This window comes from Streptomyces sp. NPDC048171 (assembly GCF_043202655.1).
Classification (GTDB): Bacteria; Actinomycetota; Actinomycetes; order Streptomycetales; family Streptomycetaceae; genus Streptomyces.
Genome location: NZ_JBIDAU010000012.1, coordinates 48,098 through 63,777, shown reverse-complemented (window position 1 = coordinate 63,777; position 15,680 = coordinate 48,098). Strand labels below are relative to the sequence as shown.

The following is a 15,680-nucleotide window of genomic DNA, read 5'->3' as shown; positions in this document are numbered from 1 at the left end:
ATTGTCCTCAGAGACGTCAGGCCGCGGACGATGAATCGGGCAACGACGGCCAGAGATGCGCCCACGGCCGCGCCCGCTCCAACTGCGCGGCCAGTGCCAGCAGGTCGGGTTCCGAACCCGGGCGCCCGACGAACTGGATGCCCAGCGGCAGCCCACCCGACGTCCGAGAGAGCGGCACCGACGACGCCGGGCGCCCGGTCACGTTCGCCAGCTGAGTGAAGGGCGCGGGCTCGAGGTTCGCGACGGCCAGTTTCTCGACGAGGTTCATCCGGCCCAGCACACCGCCGATCCGGGCAGCCAGCAGCCCCCGTGCGGCGAGCCGGACCGGCAAGGCGAGATCGAACTCGCCGATCGGCCCCGCCGGCCGGGCGGTGGTCGGGGTGAGCAGCATGTCGTAGCGCTCGTGGAACGCGGCCAGTGCCCGGGTGTGCTGGTGCCAGCGAGACTGCGTGGCCAGATACTTTGGCGCCGGAAGGCTCCGGCCGATCGCAGCCATCATCCGGGTCTCGATCTCGAAGTCGCTCTCGGCACAGCCGGTGAACTCCCGTGCGGCCGTGACCTCGGCGGCGACCATCGCGAACCAGGCCGTGAGGAAGTCGGTGGCCAGGCGCCCGCCGTCGATGGCCGGGGCTGATTCCTCCACGACGTGTCCGAGTCCGGTGAGCAGCTCCCCCGCGTCCCGAACCGCGGCGGCGGCCTGCGGATCAACCGGTCCGCCAAGCGGGGACACCGTGCTCAGCCCGATCCGCAGCGGGCGCGGGTCGACGACGACGGCCTCGGCGTAAGGACGCTCAGGCAGTTCCACCCGGTACGGGTCCTCCGGTGCGGAGCCGGCCAGCACGTCGAGCATCGCGGCGGAGTCACGGACCGTCCGCGACAGCACGCCCTGCACGGCGGCGCCGTGGAAGACCTCGTCGACCTCCGGCCCGGACGGTACGACGCCCCGCCCCGGCTTGAGTCCGAACAGCCCGCAGGCTGCAGCCGGGATCCGGATGGAGCCCCCGCCGTCGTTCCCGCCTGCGACCGGGACGACTCCGGCCGCAATGGCCGCCGCGGACCCGCCGGAGCTGCCACCGGGCGTCCGCGACGGGTCCCAGGGGTTGCGGGTCGGGCCCCCCGCGACCGGCTCGGTTATCGCGCGGGCGCCGAATTCGGGGGTCGTTGTCCGGCCGAACACGACCAGACCGGCATCGAGCCAACGCTGTACCACTGTGGACGTCTCCGGGCGCTGGAAGCGTGCCAGCGATCGATTTCCACTGCCCGTCGGAACCCCGGCGAGGTGCTGACCCAGGTCTTTGATCAGGAATGGGACGCCGCCGAACGGCCCGGGCAGCGGGCTGCGAGCGCGGGCACGGGCATCGTCGTCAAGTCGGTGGCGGATCGCGTTGATCGTCGGTTCGACGGCGTCGGCACGCGCAATCGCCGCCTCCAGCAGTTCAACCGGGCTCACCGCCCCGGACTTCACCAGCTCGGCCAGGCCGACAGCGTCGTGCTCCCGGTACTCATCCCAAGTGATACCCATACGAGTGCTCCCATTAGGCGATAAGGGGCCCGGTCCGAGCCACGTCCAACGTCACGACACCTCGGGCCATCGGCGTCCCGGCCACGACCTCGCGCAAGTCTCGGTCGGTCACGACCGCCTCAGACACCGCGTAGCGATGTTGATCAGCGAGGGTCTGAGTCAACACTGTGCCGCGACGGCACACTCAAGCTCATGGTTAGCGAGGTCAGCCGATGCCGAGTTCTGGGCGCAGCACCAGACGCGGGCACGCAATGAAAGTTGGGCTGACCGGAGGCAGAAGAGTGTCCGACTACAGGGCAGGCCGGCGTGGACCTGTCCGCCTTCCTGCTATGCCGAATTGACGCCGTCAGTGGGCTGCGGCTGACGCGCGCCATCTCTGTCCGCCCCCGCCTCGTCCCTGGGTGAGGCGATGAGAGCGATTCGAGCGAAGGCGTTCGTCATCCTCGGCGGCACCCCGCTGCCGATCGACCCCACCACCGCCGACACCCCGTTCTACTCCGGGAAACACGAAGGCCACGGCGCTCCGCCGCAGCACCCCAACGATCAGCGACGCCGGGAGGCCGTCCTCGTCCCTCACCACGCATCAGCAGGAGGTTGGAAAACATCTCATGGGCGAGCTGACCTGGCTCGGGTCTTGATCGCGAGGATGACGTCGTTCTTGGCGTCGGCGTAGTCGTTCATGTCGTTCCACTGCTGGCTGAGCAGATCTCGTTTAACACTCTCGTACAGGGCGCGATCGTCTGCATGGGTGCGCAAGTGGTCACGGAAGAGAAGGTACTCGTGAACCGCCACGTCCCCTCGTTCATATACGTGTACGTGAACGTCGCGCGTCGGCGTACGCACGAGCCGATGTCCTGGCTCGCGAACCCGCAGTTCGTAACCTGCGGCCAACAGCCCGTCGAGGTAGTCCTCCTCTGCTGTGATGTCGGCCACCGCGACGACGATGTCAACGATCGGCTTGGCGGCAAGGCCTGGAACCGAAGTCGATCCAATGTGCTCGACATCGACATCCACTGCCGCCAACGCGTCAAGGATCCGACGCCGGTGATACAGGTAGACCTCCGCCCACCGGGCGTCATAGCTGCTCAGGCCGATCTCGAGCGCTTCCGGACCACCGATGATCTCGACCGTCGTGACGTCCGGCCGACGAGGTTTGCTGTTGTTCATCACCAACACATCCTTCATGTCTTGCGCCGGTCCACCACCTCGATCGTCGGGGGCTGCGGTTGGCGGCTTCGTCGAGCCTCGCCGTCGTCACGCGGGCTCGGCGGGTCGTCGCGCCGAGAGCGGCGACACGTTCCTGCTCGACCCGGGAAAGGTCGATTCTACGTGCAGCGCGACATGTTCGGGCCGGGCACAGTTGCCCTTGCTCAGCGGCATGGAGTGCGGCGCGCGAACCAACAGGCCCTGAGGCGGGACAGAGCGCTGTTGGGTCCTCGGATGAGGGGCTGCGCCCGTCATCGCTGCGGACACTTTCACTGTTTTCGGGCTGACCATTTCAGCCCGGCCAGGCTGTCGGGCTGCCCGGCAAAGTGGACAAGACCCACCGCGTGTTAGCGGGGAAGCCGCGCGCTGCAGGCTGTCTGGAGCCAGTTGTGACCGTCCCCGACAGCGTCTGCGACGGGAGGTGGAGACGGTGCGCTTGTGGGACGGGCACAGCACCACCGACGTAGCTCGCCGGCTATGCACCCTCCTCAGTGGGGATAGATCTACGAGCGTGGCGAGTTGACGATTCGCGGAGGTCGCCCCCGGCGCTGCTCTCGCCGACCTGCCGCGCGAGCGCCGCGCCGCCTCTTCACACGGACCATCAGCGAGAAGCAGGCCGGCCTGCGCACCGAAGCGGTCGCCACGCTCCTCTCAAGCGTCTGGTTGATCTCGGGTTCTCGCTGAATCAGATCGCGGAGACGGTGGACGAGGGTGAGCATCCCGGGCGGGCACTGCGCACGCTCGACGCGGAGCTGGCCGCGACCATCGAGCGGCTGCAGCGGGCCCGCCTTGAGCTCGCGGCAATGATCGACCTGCGCGCCCCGGCCGACCTGCCTGCGGAACTCACGCCCGGCGAAGCAACGGTGCTGTCCGAGACCGACCGCTCGCTGCTGCTGGTCATGACCCGGCTGATGAGCCGGGAGCAGCTGCAAGCCTACGGGGCACTGGTGCGCAATCTGCCTGCCCACCCGATCAACCGGGAGTTCGGCGAACTGCCCGCTGACGCAAGCGAGGACATCCGCCAAGACCTCGTGCCCCCTTACGTCGGCGCGTCTTCACCCCAGCCGTCCAAGGCGTCCGGGCAACGGACTGAGCGAGAGGCGGGCGCGGAGCAGTTGTGCCCGTGCCCTTCTCCGCCAGCCGCGTGGCGGCGATCGCTCCATCGTCGTAAGGAGTCCGATCGCCACATGATGATGGGCGACTCGCTGAGCAGCGGTCTCGCTGGGGTGTGACTCAGATCACGTACCACGAAGTGGTTTCATTCGTCACTTGACGTCAAGATGTCACTTAGTGACGACACAAGATTTCGCCCCCACGACGAATCCGGAAGAGCTGATCACCATGCAGACCACCAGCCCCCAGGAGGCGGCGATCGACATGCAGGCGGCAGACCAACGGAAGAAGAAGTCGGCGCTCGAACAGGCAGGCGGCACGAAGGGGGTCATCTACTCAGCGCTACCCGCCCTGGTGTTCGTCGTCGCCAACAACGCCAGTGGACTCAAGGTGGGCATCCTCGCCGCTCTACTCGTCGCCTTGGGCATCGCGGCGCAGCGGCTGATGCGCAAGGAATCGATACAGCCCGCGCTCGGCGGCGTGTTCGGCGTGGCGATCGCCGCCGGCATCTCCTGGTACACGGGATCCGCCAAGGACTTCTTTCTCATCGGCATCTGGCTGAGCCTGGCCGGCGCCGTCGCCTTCGTCCTCTCCGTCATGCTGCGCTGGCCCTTGGCCGGTCTGATCTGGAACTCGGCGACCGGCAAGGGCACCGTCTGGCGGGCGGACAAGCGCTCGCGGATCTACTACGACATCGCCACGCTGGTGCTGGCCGCGATCTTCGGCGCCCGGTTCGCCGTCCAGCAGTACCTCTACCAGGCCGACGAGGTCGGCTCGCTGGGCTTCGCCAAGATCGCCATGGGCTACCCACTGCTCGCCGTCGGCTTCCTGGCCATCGCCTGGGCAGCCCGGGCTTCCGACAATCGACTGAAGGCCGTAGGACTGTTGCCCGCCAAGCGCAGCTGACCGACGCCCTCCCCCGCTCCCCGTTCGTGCCGGACGGTCCTCCACGGCCCGTCCGGCACACGCGTCCGCACCGCGGAGCAGCCACGGCCGATTTGGGCGTCATCTCTTGTGGGGTTGCCGACCTCCACACCGCCGCCGGGTGCTTCCTGGCCTTCGCCGGCATCGCGACAACTGAACAACGCCTTTGTCCCCCGGCTGAATGACGAGGTGACCCCATGCAGGTGAGCAATCGCGTCGGACCCGGGATGAGCGAGCAGCGTCGCTACCGAATCCGGTTGGAGATCTCTCGAGAGGCGTCGCATCTCTTCTGGAAGCAGGGCGTTGCCGCGACCAGCGGCGATCAGATCGGCGAAGCAGTGGGCCTGTCGACGCGTACCATCTGGCGGCACTTCCGGAGCAAGGAGAGCTGCGCTGAGCCGATCATCTTGCATCGCGTCGCGTGGGTGATGGCCGTCCTGCGCCGGTGGAAACCCGAACTCTCCCTCTATGACCATCTCGCCGATGAGATGAGCAGGCATGGCCGCGACGCCGACAGAACGGAGCGCGCCGACGACGCGCTCGCGATGAAGATGATCGCGCTCAGCAGCAGGGAGCCCGCGCTCCGCACGGTCTGGCTGATGGCCTGTGACCAGGTAGAACGCGAGCTGTCAGGGAGTATCGCCGACCGACTTGACCTGCCGAGCGACGACATCAGGGTGCAGGTACACGCGGCGGCCGCCTCGGGCGCCCTACGAGTCGTCAACGAAGAGATCGGCAATGCCCTGCTCGGCGATGCCGACGTGCGCCAGTTCGCACATGCTCACCAGCTCCTGGCCCAGGCGATCCGCCCTGCCACGGGAGGCGCCGTGGAGGACGCGACTAAGACCTGAGACCCGTACGCGACGCCCCCGTCAGGTCACACAAACACCGGCATTGGGTGTCCCGTTCGGCATGCGCCCCGAGCGAGCTGCCCGCGCTGTTCGCCGTGTGTGACTCAGGCCCGGGGCAGGTCGATCCACCGGCGCCGGGTCTGGTACCGCCCGTTCCCGATCCCTCGAAGCATTCCTGTCAGGTGGCGCTCGGTACCCTGATGAACTGCACGGCGATCAGCGCCAGCAGGGCGAACGGGGTGGCCCAGAAGAAGAGTTCTGCAGTGGCGATGCCGTAGGCGTTCTCCACGAGCGCGCGCAAGGGGGCGGGCAGGGGCATCACGTCGGGGACACCATGCCCGGAAGGAGAAGCCGCTCAAGACGACCACCAGCACGGAGCGAATCGCCGAGGAGAGCGCCCTCGCCGCTGGCGGCCGCGCCCTCCCGCCCTCCACCGACACACCCCGTGCCGACCTCGCAGAGGCGTCGGCGAAAGGCAGTCGAGGGTGCCCAGGCACAACCCGCCTGCTTGGTCGGCGACCGTCGCGACACACGCCGGGTCGCCCGTGATCGCGACGAGGTCGACCAGCGAGCCGGAGCCGCAGTGTCGAGTGTCAGGTCGTCGCAGTGCGAAGCGAGAGCGGTGAGGCGCTGTGCGAGCCGGGCCCTAGGGGGCGGCGACGGCGCCGCGAGAGGTGCGGAGTTGGGTGCATTCACGGCTGTCCTCATTACAGTGGCACCTTGTGCTACAGCGATCCCGACTGCCGCGCTCCCCGCCCTCTACGCCCTCGACGAGAAGGGGTGTGCCCCGCAGGTCGAGGTCGCGCAGCCCGTTCAGGCCGCGACACACGAGGATGGGGTGGCCGGCGCCACGGTGACCTCGTGCAGCCGCTCACGTTCTGCGGCGAGCCGGGCAGGCCCGTACGTGATCTGTCGCCGCAGCGCTTCCACCAGGTCGGCGATGCCCTCGCTGGTGCCCGTAGGGCTGGCAGACGGTCGGGAGGAGTGGCCGAGCAGACCGTCCTCGCCCTGTGTCCGCCATCGGGCATACCACTTCGCCAGGCAGCGACGCGAGATCCCGGCTTCCGCCGCAATGTGCGCGGATGGGGCGTCCGGCGTCGACGCATAGACACAACCGGTGACGCCCTTCCGGGGTGAGGGGCGCTTTCGGGTGCACGATCATGACCCCACCCGGGTGCCGCAGCTCGTGCCGCGGCACGCGGCCCTCAGTCGTCTCGAGCAGGATCAACGAGCAACTCCGCAGTGGGACGGGCACGAGGCGATCGGGCATCCAGACCTTGGAGGCGCCCACCTGGGATCAGGCCCCGGACAGCGCCTCCGTCGGGGGCAGCCGAGATGCCCGTACGGCGGGGTACAGGCCGGCCAGGGCCCCGATGGCGAGGGTGGCGAGCAGGCCGCCCGCCATTGCCCAGGCCGGGACGACTGCCGGCCAGCCCTGCGCGACGGCGTACGCGGTGGTGACGCCCACCCCGATGACGACTCCGGCGATCCCGCCGAGTCCTGCCAACAACTGGGATTCCGCGAGGAATTGGGTGCGGATGTGGCCTCGCCGTGCGCCGAGGGCACGGCGCAGGCCGATCTCGGCGCGGCGTTCCAGGACGGAGATGACCATGGTGTTGGCCACGCCGACCCCGCCGACAAGGAGCGCAACGCCGCCGAGGCCGAGCATCAGGCCTGTGAAGGCTTTGTCGGTGGCGCCCTTGGCGGCGAGGGCGTCCGAGGGGCGACTGATGGTCACTTCGGTGGGAGCCTCGGGGTTGACGGTGGCGGCGAGGACCTCGCGTACGGACGTGACCGCGCTGTCTGCCGTCCGGACGTAAATTGTCGTGGGGTGTCCGTCGAAGCCCAGGTACCGCTTGGCGGCGTCCCAGCCGACGAGCGCGCTGTCGTTCAGCTCGGGTGCCAGGAGCGCCTCGTTGAGGATGCCGACCACACTGAACCACTGACCGCCGAGCCAGACCGGGGTGTCCGGGCCTACTTCCCCGATTCCCAGGCGGTCGGCTGCGCCGCTGCCGAGTACGACGGCCGGGTACTTGGCAGTGGCGGCGTTGAGCCAGTTGCCGCGGGCGAGAGAGCCGCCGACGGTGTCCAGGAGATCGAGGCGGGCGGCCTTGACGTTGATGCTGCCGGTCTCTGCGGCCGGGATGTGGTCGTTGCGATAGACATACGCCGTCACCTTCCCGGTGCCGGTTGCGGACTCGACCGGGGCGATCCGGCCCGCCATGTCGATGGAACGCTCGGGGAGTTCGGCCTCGCCACCGGTGAAGGTCCGGCCGGGGGACGCGGTGAGGAGGTTGGTTCCCAGGCGGTCGAGAGTGCGCTGCAGTTCGGCGTGGCTGGAGGTGGAGATGCCCACCACGCCGATCATCGCCGCGATACCGATGGCGATGCCGAGCGCGGAGAGGAAGACCCGCAGCGGGCGGGCGCGCAGCCCGGCGGCGCCGACGCGTACGACGTCGCGGGTGCTCATGCGGGAGACCTTCAGCACGCGGACACCGCCTGAACGTCGCCCTGGGCGGAGTCGTGCACGATGCGCCCGTCACGAACGTGGACCTGGCGGGGCAGCGAGTCCGCGATCTCCCGGTCATGGGTGATGATCACGACGGTGGTGCCGTCGGCGTTCAGGGCGCGCAGCAGGTTCATCACGGTGGTGCCGGAGTGGGAGTCCAGAGCACCGGTCGGCTCGTCCGCGAGAAGCAGGCTCGGCCCGCCGACCAGGGCGCGGGCGATCGCGACGCGCTGCTTCTCCCCGCCGGACAGCTCGTGCGGCCGGTGGTACACCCGGTGGCCCAGGCCGACCCGCTCCAGGGCGGTGCGGGCCGCGCGGCGGCGCTCCGCGAGCGGGATGCCCGCGTACAGCAGGCCCTCGGCGACGTTGTCGAGGGCCTGTACGCCCGCGGTGAGGTGGAAGTGCTGGAAGATGAAGCCGATGCTGAGGGCGCGCAGCGCGGACAGCTCCCGGTCGTCCAGGCCGGCGATGTCGTGGCCGTCGACGGTGACAGTGCCGCTGCTGGGCCGGTCCAGGCTGCCGATCATGTTGAGCAGGGTCGACTTGCCCGACCCGGAGGGCCCGACGATGGCGACCAGCTCGCCGCGGCGGATGTCGAGCGAGACGCCGTCGAGGGCCATGACGCCGCCGGCGTACGAGCGGGTGATGTGGTCGAGGCGTACGACGTTGTGGTTCATCGCGGCACCCCGACCTTGTCGCCCGCCTTCAGGCCGGCGCCGGTGATCTCGACCCGGCCGTTCGCGAACATGCCGGTCTCCACCGCGACCGTGCTGCTGACGGAGCCCTTGACGACCTGGACGCCGTAGCCGCCCTCCGACAGCGCGAGGAGCGCGGAGATGGGCACGGTCAGCACGTTCTTCTTCTCCTGGGAGGTGATCTCCACATCGACGGGCGCGCCGTCGTAGCTGCCGAGCTTTCCTCTGTCCTTCTTGTCGATCTGGACGGTGACCTTGATGACGGTCTTGCCGTCGTCCTCTCCCGGCGCGCCGTCCCCGCCTTCAGTGCTGGCTACCTTGCCGACGGAGGTGATCGTTCCGGCCACGTGTGCTGCGTCGGGCAGGACGACGGTGACCTTGTCGCCACGGCGGACAAGTTTCTGTTTCTTCGCGTCGAGGTCGATGGCGACAAGCTGGCTGGTGCCGGTGTACGTCAGCACGGGTGAGCCGGGCTGGAGTCTCTGGCCCTTCTGCACCTCCTGGCCGGTGACGCGTATCTCACCCTCAGCTACGACCAGGTCCGCGGGCTTGACCGTGCCCGTCTGTGGCACTCCGAGGTGCTTCTGCCAGCGCTTGACGGCCGCCGCGGTCAGGTCGGAGTACTCCTCGTCGGCGGTGAAGCCGGTGTAGCCGAGGGCGGCCAGAGCCCGTTCCACCTCGGCGACGTCGGGGCCTTTCGTGCCGGCGCGCAGTTCGCGGTAGAGAGGTGTGTCGCCGTAGATGAGGGGGATCGGCCGGCCGTCGGCCTTGAGCGCGTTCTGGCTCTGCCTGATGGTGGCACCGGGCTTCGGCAGCCAGGTCACGGTGCCCGACGCGCCGCTGGTCAGGGGCTGCTTGTCGCCGTAGCCGAGGCTGCCGGTGACGGTGTCCTGCTGGGCGAGGTCGGAGTGGGTCACCAGTGCGGTCGCCGGCGGCAGACCGCTGCCCGTTTCGGACTTCTCGCCGTCGCCGCCGCCGAAGCCGTACGCTGCTACGCCGGCCCCGCCGAGGACGACCGCGAGGACGATCAGCGCGGCGGTGGTGCGGGCACGGCGGCGACGCGGTGGGGCGTACTGCGGGCCGTCTGGTGACCCGCCCGCCGAGGCCCCTGACGGGTCCGTTGCCGGGTCTGTTCGAGGGGGAATCTCGTGCATCCGGGTCGTCTCGTCGTCGGTGGATTCGCGCGTCATGTCGGTCTCGCCCGTCACCGCTGGGCTGCGGGGTTGACAGCCTGGCACTTTTCGGCGGCCACCTGCAGCTTGTCCATGTCCGCGCCCTGGTCGAGCGGCAGGCCGCCTGTCTCCGGGTCGGGATCTGGGGCGTTATAGCCGTTGGCCCGCAGGCACTTGACGTACTTGCGTGCCTGCTCGAGCTGCTGTGCGTCAGGTTTCGGTGCCTTCTCCATGTCCTGCGCGGTCGGCGCGAACTCCTTGCACGCCGCGAGCGCGTCCTGCACCTCCTCGGGCGACGCGGTCTGCTTGGGCGCGTCTTCGCCGGCCTTCCCGCTCCCCGGCGCCACGCCCCGCTCGGCCAGGCAGGCGTTGTACTTCTTGGTCTTCTCCGCGGGCGTGAGCTGCTGCCCGCTCCCCTTCTTGTCGCCGCCGGCCGACGCGACGTCGTCGTTCCCGCCGGGGCCGCCCCCGCAGGCGGCCAGGCTCAGGCTCAGCAGCGGGATGGCTGCCAGCAGCCCCCAGTTGGTCCGCGAAGTGGTACGCATGCGCTCGGCAGTCCCTTCTGTGCCGGGTCTCTCCCGGCGCCGAGGACCAGTAGAGGCGGGGCCCGGTATCCCCTCAGTAACCGCAAGCGGTTACGTCCTGGTTATCCCGGCCTCTGGCACTGTGGGCATCATGAGAGTGCTGATCGCCGAGGACGAGCGGATGCTGGCCGACGCCGTCGCCGAGGGGCTGCGTGAGGAGGCGTTCGCCGTCGACGTCGTGCACGACGGGGATTCCGCTCTGGAACGCCTCTCCGTGAACGACTACGACGTGCTCCTCCTGGACCGCGATCTGCCCGTCGTACACGGCGACGAGGTGTGCCGGGCCGTCGTGGAATCCGGCGGCCGCACCCGCATCCTCATGGTCACCGCCGCCTCCGATGTGCCCTCCCGCATCGAGGGCCTCGCCATCGGAGCGGACGACTACCTCACCAAGCCCTTCGCCTTCGAGGAGCTCGTCGCCCGCGTTCACGCCCTGGCCCGCCGCTCCCAGCCCGCGGGCCCGCCCACCTACGAACGGGCGGGCCTGCGGGTGGAGACGGCCCGCCGCGAGGTCTACCGCGACGGCCACTACGTATCCCTCGCGCGCAAGGAATTCGCCGTTCTGCTGGAACTACTGCGGGCGGACGGGGCGGTCGTCTCGGCCGAGGAACTCCTGGAGCGGGCCTGGGACGAGCACATAGATCCGTTCACCAACGTCGTCCGCGTGACCGTGATGAAGCTGCGCAAGAAACTCGGGCCGCCGCCGGTCATCCAGACCGTCCCGGGCTCGGGGTACCAGATCCCATGAGGCTCACCTCGCGGCTGCCGCGTCTGCCCATCCGCGTCCGGCTCACGCTCCTGTACGGCGCCCTGTTCATGGCCTGCGGCGTGATCCTGCTCGGCGTGACCTATCTGCTGCTCGACGCGGGACTGACCGACCGGTTCGACGGCGTGGCCCTGCAGATCAACAAGGAGGGCGGGATCGCCCCGGTACCCGAAGCGTCCATCAGTCTCCCGTCGGAGCCCGCCGCCGGACTGGCCGGCAGTCCCGAGCTACGCGAACTCCAGAACCGCTACCGGGCCGCCACCCTGCAGTCCCTGCTCCGCCAAGGCGCCCTCGCCCTGGGCCTGCTCACCGTCGTCGCCACGCTGTTCGGCTACCTGATGGCAGGCCGCGTGCTGCGTCCCCTCAACCGCATCTCCCAGACCGCGCGCCGCATCACCTCCCGCGGCGACCTCAGTGAGCGGCTGGCCTTCACCGGCCCCCGCGACGAGGTCACCCGGCTCGCCGACACCTTCGACTCGATGATGGGACGCCTGGAGAAGTCCTTCCAGGACCAGCAGCGCTTCATCGCGGACGCCTCTCACGAACTGCGCACGCCCCTCGCCATCAACCGGACCCTCATCGAGGTGGCCCTGCGCCGCAAGACCGCAACCGAAGACACCAAGCGCCTCGGCACCTCACTTCTCGCCGTCAACGAACGCAACGAAAGACTGATCAACGGCCTCCTCGCGCTGGCCAAGGGCGAGACAGAGGTCGCCAACCGGACACCGGTCGACCTCGCCGACCTCGCGCGTCACAGCGCCGAGTTGCACCAGTCACAGGCAGCCGAAGCAGGTATCAGCCTCCGGCTCGACGCCAGTCCCGCCACCACTTCGGGCAACGCCGTGATGCTGGAGCGCATCATCCACAACCTGCTCGAGAACGCCATCCGCTACAACGAACCGAACGGCTGGATCCGCCTCACGACCCGCACCATCCCGCACGGTGCGGCAACCCTCACGGTCGAGAACACCGGCCCCGTGGTGGCCCGCCAGGACATCGAGGCGCTGTTCCAGCCCTTCCGCCGCCTGGGAGCGGACCGCACCGACTCCGAGCGTGGCTCGGGCCTCGGCCTGGCGATCGTACGAGCCATCGCGCGCTCCCACGACGGCGATGTGACCGCGGTACCCCGGGAGCGTGGCGGGCTCATGGTCACCACCACCCTCCCCCGGTGAGAGCCGCCTGCCCGAAGGGCTCTCTCTGGTGCCTCGGGCGCACCCCGATGCGCTCCGACTGCCCCTTGAGGGTGTCGTTCAGGGACTTGATTGCCGCACCGACTTGAGCAGCCTTCGTCCTTGCGCTTCTTCTCCCGCTTGAACGAGGGCTGCGGCAGTTCGGCCCCAGGCATGACCAGGTCACTCTCGAACTCCTTGGGGGCGAGCCCTTGTCCGCGACGATCAGGAGTCCGGGACAGGGGCTCGGCGACGATGGCCGTCGAGCCCCTGCCGGCCTCAGTGGAAGACCCGCTCCACGAACGTGTCGAGGTTGCCGCGCAGGCGCTCGATCTGCTGGTCGACAGTGAGGGACTCCTCCATGCGTCCGCCCGGTGAGGCCTTCTTCCTGCCCCGGACGTACAACGAGCAGTCCAGGTCAGCGCAGATGTAGAGGCCCACCGAGTTGCCCGCGCGGCCGGCCGGGCCTGCCTTGGGGGCGGTCATGAGGGCGACGCCGCTGCCGGGATGCGTGGTCAGGCACAGCGAGCACAGGCTGCGGCGCAGGAAGCCGCGGTTGCCGGAAGCGGAGCGTAGGGACAGGCCGACGAGTTGGTCGGCGCGTTGGACGACGAGGTACTTGCGATCGGGCGCGGACAGATCGAACCAGCCCAGGAAGTCCAGGTCGTCCCAGTGGTCGAGGTCCGCAAGGTTCTTGGGCAGGGGGAGGCGTTTGGCCTCGCCCTTCGAGCAGTTGACGAACGAGGTACGGATGTCGTGCTCGGTCAGGGGTTTCATGGAGGATCCTTCGAGGGGTGAGGTGGGCGTTTTCGGGACACGACCTCGGTTCGCTAGGCCGGTGCGTCCGTTCCGGCGTGCTTCGGCGTCTTGGGCCGTACGGTGAGGCCCGCCACCAGGGCGGCGAGCAGCAGGACACCCGCCGAGCACCAGTAGGCGACGGAGAAGCCGTGCACCATGCCTGCGTCGAGGGTCGTGCCGCCGTGGCCCGGATCGTGCAGGTGTGAGTGGACGTAACGGCTGGTGGCACCGGTGGCGATGGTGTTGAGCAGCACGGTGCCCAGCGAAGCGCCCACCTGCTGAACGGTGCTGACGGCGGCCGAGGCCACACCGGCGTCCTGCGCGGGCACGCCGGCGGTGGCCGTCGCGTAGACCGGCATGAAGGTCAGGCCCATGCCCAGACCGAGCAGCAACAGGGCGGGCAGCACGTGCGGGACGTACTGCGCACGCACGGTCAGGCTGCTGAGCAGCACCATGCCGACGGCGGCCAGCACCATGCCGGACGACATCAAGATGCGAGGCGCCGTGCGTGGCAGCAGGCGGGCCGCGATCTGGGTCGCGCCGATGACGATCCCGACCGACATCGGCATGAAGGCCAGGCCCGTCCGCACCGGCGGGTAGCCGAGGACGACCTGCAGGTAGTACGTCAGGAACAGGAAGACGCCGAACATGCCGATGGTGGCCAAGCCCATCGTCGCGAGCGATCCGGCCCGGACACGGTCCTTGACGATGCGCAGCGGCAGCAGTGGGCTCGCCGCGCGGCTCTGCCACCACACGAAGGCGGCGAGCAGGATCACGCCGGCCGCGAGCAGCGTGAGCACCGACGGGCTGGTCCAGCCTCGAGGTTCAGCCTCGCTGAAGCCGTACACGAGAGCGACGAGCCCGCCGCTGCCCAGCAGCGCGCCCGGCACGTCCAGGTGCCCGCCGCGACGGCCGGACCGGTCGCGCAGGAAGGCCGGTGCGCCGAGCAGGGCGGCCAGCGCGATGGGCACGTTGACGTACAGGGACCAGCGCCAGTTCAGGTACTCGGTCAGCAGACCGCCCAGGATCAGCCCGATCGCGCTTCCGCCGCCGGCCAGCGCACCGTAGACCCCGAACGCCCTGGCCCGCTCCCTGGTGTCGGTGAACGTCGTCGTCAGCAGCGACAAGGCCGAGGGCGCCAGGATCGCCGCAAACGCACCTTGCAGGGCCCGCGCCGCGAAGAGCGTCCCGGGCCCGGCCGCCGCGCCGCCAAGGGCGGAGGCCGCGGCGAACCCGGCCAGGCCGATGACGAAGGTGCGCTTGCGGCCCACCAGGTCGGCGATCCGGCCGCCGAGCAGCAGCAGCCCGCCGAAGGCCAGCGTGTAGGCGGTGATCACCCACTGCCGGTCGGCGTCCGACATACCGAGAGCGCGCTGGGCGGAGGGCAGCGCGATGTTCACGATGGTGCCGTCAAGGATCACCATCAGCTGGGCGAGGGCGATGACGGCCAGCGCCCACCAGCGTTTCGGATCCGGTGCCGGTGCCGGAGTCGCTGCGGGCAACTCGCGGTCCGGGGAACGGTCGGTGGCCGTGGAAGGGGTAGAGGGGAGGGATTCCCCTCCGGGACGTTTCTTGCTCATGGCGATCACGCATGTTTCGTGTCGAGATGCTGTCGAGACAGCCGGCCAGGGACGGTCGCAGTGGTGACGACGGGCCGGTGTACGCAGCACAGGGACACAGCATGGCGAGGGAGCAGCGGGAACCGCGGACAGCACCCGGGGCCTGCCTCACCAGCCGCGTGTCACTCACGCCGGCGCTCTTGCCGGTCGTGAGGCGGAGAGTGCCGAGATCACGGTGACCAGCAAGAGAAGGGCCCGTCTTCGGGCACGCGCCCCCGCAGCCCGCACGGCGAAGAACCGCGCAGGCCAGCACATCTCGTGACGCGGCATCTCAGGAAGATGCCGCAAGAAACAAGAAGGGGGAAGAGTTACCGCGCACCACAGAGGAGGGAGGGCACACGGCCGGAGGCAACTATGGCCGCAACGCATTCAGCACGGTCCATGTCTCTCGCCTCCTTCCGGGTAGGGCACGCGGTGCGTGTCGACGCCGAGCGCGCCGAGCGGGGCGGCAGAGAACCTGCCGCGCAAAGTCTCAAACAGGCTATCCCACCGACTGTGCCTGTGAGACCACGACTCCTTCGCGCTCCAGTTGATCGCGGCCTTCACATCGGCCTGCTCTCCGGATTCGCCGAAGTCGGGACAGCTGGTGGCACGGCCGAACCCGCGCGTATGAACCATCACGAAGGCGTCGCCCTGCCCTTGTTGAACAGGTCGCTGCCCCTCATGAAGTACTGGAAACGCTCGGACGGCCGGTGCACCCCCAGCTTTCAGACCCGAGCTCCCCAAAGTACCCCCGTACGAGAGGAGCTCGT

At 69.2% G+C, this 15,680-nt stretch carries 15 protein-coding genes; 5 read left to right on the top strand and 10 right to left on the bottom strand.

Annotated elements, in window-relative coordinates:
• Positions 1 to 16: 16 nt before the first annotated feature.
• A complete protein-coding gene (locus ACGF3J_RS30655) occupies positions 17 to 1,465 on the bottom strand; it encodes an amidase (protein ID WP_393855234.1) in 1,449 nt (482 codons plus the stop codon).
• Between the two features lie 663 nt (positions 1,466 to 2,128).
• The gene (locus tag ACGF3J_RS30650; RefSeq protein ID WP_393855233.1) at positions 2,129 to 2,689 is read right to left on the bottom strand and encodes a GrpB family protein; all 561 of its coding nucleotides are present in this window, start codon (positions 2,687 to 2,689) and stop codon (positions 2,129 to 2,131) included.
• Positions 2,690 to 3,429: 740 nt separating this feature from the next.
• Here ACGF3J_RS30650 and ACGF3J_RS30645 point away from each other — a divergent pair.
• The 3 genes from ACGF3J_RS30645 to ACGF3J_RS30635 all read left to right on the top strand — a co-directional run bounded on the left by ACGF3J_RS30645 (position 3,430) and on the right by ACGF3J_RS30635 (position 5,616).
• Positions 3,430 to 3,960 carry a hypothetical protein gene (locus ACGF3J_RS30645; protein ID WP_161330741.1) on the top strand — a complete coding sequence of 177 codons (531 nt, stop codon included), beginning with the start codon at positions 3,430 to 3,432 and terminating at the stop codon, positions 3,958 to 3,960.
• A gap of 109 nt (positions 3,961 to 4,069) precedes the next feature.
• Entirely contained in the window at positions 4,070 to 4,747 is a 678-nt protein-coding gene (locus ACGF3J_RS30640) for a DUF3159 domain-containing protein (RefSeq protein WP_161330751.1), read from the top strand.
• A 215-nt stretch (positions 4,748 to 4,962) separates the two neighbouring features.
• A complete protein-coding gene (locus ACGF3J_RS30635) occupies positions 4,963 to 5,616 on the top strand; it encodes a TetR/AcrR family transcriptional regulator (protein WP_237552700.1) in 654 nt (217 codons plus the stop codon).
• Between the two features lie 178 nt (positions 5,617 to 5,794).
• Here the strand turns inward: ACGF3J_RS30635 and ACGF3J_RS30630 are convergent, their stop codons facing one another.
• The 6 genes from ACGF3J_RS30630 to ACGF3J_RS30605 form a co-directional block, all read right to left on the bottom strand.
• Positions 5,795 to 5,935 carry a hypothetical protein gene (locus tag ACGF3J_RS30630; RefSeq protein WP_202558608.1) on the bottom strand — a complete coding sequence of 47 codons (141 nt, stop codon included), beginning with the start codon at positions 5,933 to 5,935 and terminating at the stop codon, positions 5,795 to 5,797.
• 494 nt (positions 5,936 to 6,429) lie between these two features.
• Complete coding sequence (locus ACGF3J_RS30625) at positions 6,430 to 6,690, bottom strand: leucine zipper domain-containing protein (RefSeq protein ID WP_161330753.1); 261 nt, start codon at positions 6,688 to 6,690, stop codon at positions 6,430 to 6,432.
• Positions 6,691 to 6,913: 223 nt separating this feature from the next.
• Positions 6,914 to 8,086 carry an ABC transporter permease gene (locus tag ACGF3J_RS30620; protein WP_161330742.1) on the bottom strand — a complete coding sequence of 391 codons (1,173 nt, stop codon included), beginning with the start codon at positions 8,084 to 8,086 and terminating at the stop codon, positions 6,914 to 6,916.
• Between the two features lie 11 nt (positions 8,087 to 8,097).
• Positions 8,098 to 8,802, bottom strand: a complete 705-nt coding sequence (locus ACGF3J_RS30615; RefSeq protein ID WP_161330743.1) for an ABC transporter ATP-binding protein — start codon at positions 8,800 to 8,802, stop codon at positions 8,098 to 8,100.
• Entirely contained in the window at positions 8,799 to 10,010 is a 1,212-nt protein-coding gene (locus ACGF3J_RS30610; protein WP_161330744.1) for an efflux RND transporter periplasmic adaptor subunit, read from the bottom strand. Before ACGF3J_RS30610 ends, ACGF3J_RS30615 begins: the two co-directional genes overlap by 4 nt.
• Positions 10,011 to 10,024: 14 nt before the next feature.
• A complete protein-coding gene (locus ACGF3J_RS30605) occupies positions 10,025 to 10,537 on the bottom strand; it encodes a hypothetical protein (protein ID WP_161330745.1) in 513 nt (170 codons plus the stop codon).
• A 130-nt stretch (positions 10,538 to 10,667) separates the two neighbouring features.
• On the opposite strand from ACGF3J_RS30605, the gene ACGF3J_RS30600 reads away from it, so the two are divergent.
• The gene (locus ACGF3J_RS30600) at positions 10,668 to 11,324 is read left to right on the top strand and encodes a response regulator transcription factor (protein WP_161330746.1); all 657 of its coding nucleotides are present in this window, start codon (positions 10,668 to 10,670) and stop codon (positions 11,322 to 11,324) included.
• Positions 11,321 to 12,514 carry a HAMP domain-containing sensor histidine kinase gene (locus ACGF3J_RS30595; RefSeq protein ID WP_202558609.1) on the top strand — a complete coding sequence of 398 codons (1,194 nt, stop codon included), beginning with the start codon at positions 11,321 to 11,323 and terminating at the stop codon, positions 12,512 to 12,514. The genes ACGF3J_RS30600 and ACGF3J_RS30595 overlap by 4 nt, the downstream gene beginning before the upstream one ends.
• 276 nt (positions 12,515 to 12,790) lie before the next feature.
• Here the strand turns inward: ACGF3J_RS30595 and ACGF3J_RS30590 are convergent, their stop codons facing one another.
• Together ACGF3J_RS30590 and ACGF3J_RS30585 are read right to left on the bottom strand one after the other, a co-directional pair.
• Entirely contained in the window at positions 12,791 to 13,288 is a 498-nt protein-coding gene (locus ACGF3J_RS30590; RefSeq protein WP_161330747.1) for an FBP domain-containing protein, read from the bottom strand.
• A 53-nt stretch (positions 13,289 to 13,341) separates the two neighbouring features.
• Positions 13,342 to 14,889 carry an MFS transporter gene (locus tag ACGF3J_RS30585; protein WP_202558610.1) on the bottom strand — a complete coding sequence of 516 codons (1,548 nt, stop codon included), beginning with the start codon at positions 14,887 to 14,889 and terminating at the stop codon, positions 13,342 to 13,344.
• Positions 14,890 to 15,680 lie beyond the last annotated feature (791 nt).